Annotated in this window: 6 tRNA genes; all 6 read left to right on the top strand. The window is 50.8% G+C overall.

Annotated elements, in window-relative coordinates:
- Nucleotide 1 precedes the first annotated feature (1 nt).
- The 6 genes from RXX31_RS24735 (at nucleotide 2) to RXX31_RS24760 (ending at nucleotide 665) form a co-directional block, all read left to right on the top strand.
- Nucleotides 2–77: transfer RNA gene (locus tag RXX31_RS24735), tRNA-Gly, on the top strand.
- 54 nt (nucleotides 78–131) lie between these two features.
- Nucleotides 132–208: transfer RNA gene (locus RXX31_RS24740), tRNA-Met, on the top strand.
- 32 nt (nucleotides 209–240) lie between these two features.
- Nucleotides 241–316 (top strand) — tRNA-Gly (locus RXX31_RS24745).
- A gap of 54 nt (nucleotides 317–370) precedes the next feature.
- Nucleotides 371–447: transfer RNA gene (locus RXX31_RS24750), tRNA-Met, on the top strand.
- A 32-nt stretch (nucleotides 448–479) separates the two neighbouring features.
- Nucleotides 480–555, top strand: a tRNA-Gly gene (locus RXX31_RS24755).
- Between the two features lie 37 nt (nucleotides 556–592).
- A tRNA-Gly gene (locus RXX31_RS24760) sits at nucleotides 593–665 on the top strand.

Here is a 665-nt window from a genome sequence, read left to right on the forward strand (position 1 = left end):
TGCGACACTAGCTCAGTTGGTAGAGCGCAACCTTGCCAAGGTTGAGGTCACGAGTTCGAACCTCGTGTGTCGCTCCACTTTCTTTTAAATAGAGAGTGATAGCTCTCATTGTGCTTAACAATGAATACGGACGCGGGATGGAGCAGCCTGGTAGCTCGTCGGGCTCATAACCCGAAGGTCGTCGGTTCAAATCCGGCTCCCGCAACCAAATTAAGATTAAACGCACTAGCGGTTAGTCATGCGACACTAGCTCAGTTGGTAGAGCGCAACCTTGCCAAGGTTGAGGTCACGAGTTCGAACCTCGTGTGTCGCTCCACTTTCTTTTAAATAGAGAGTGATAGCTCTCATTGTGCTTAACAATGAATACGGACGCGGGATGGAGCAGCCTGGTAGCTCGTCGGGCTCATAACCCGAAGGTCGTCGGTTCAAATCCGGCTCCCGCAACCAAATTAAGATTAAACGCACTAGCGGTTAGTCATGCGACACTAGCTCAGTTGGTAGAGCGCAACCTTGCCAAGGTTGAGGTCACGAGTTCGAACCTCGTGTGTCGCTCCAATTTGATAGCTCTCATTGTGCTTAACAGTGACAAAATGCGACACTAGCTCAGTTGGTAGAGCGCAACCTTGCCAAGGTTGAGGTCACGAGTTCGAACCTCGTGTGTCGCT

The organism is Vibrio sp. EA2, from assembly GCF_033042495.1.
GTDB lineage: Bacteria > Pseudomonadota > Gammaproteobacteria > Enterobacterales > Vibrionaceae > Vibrio.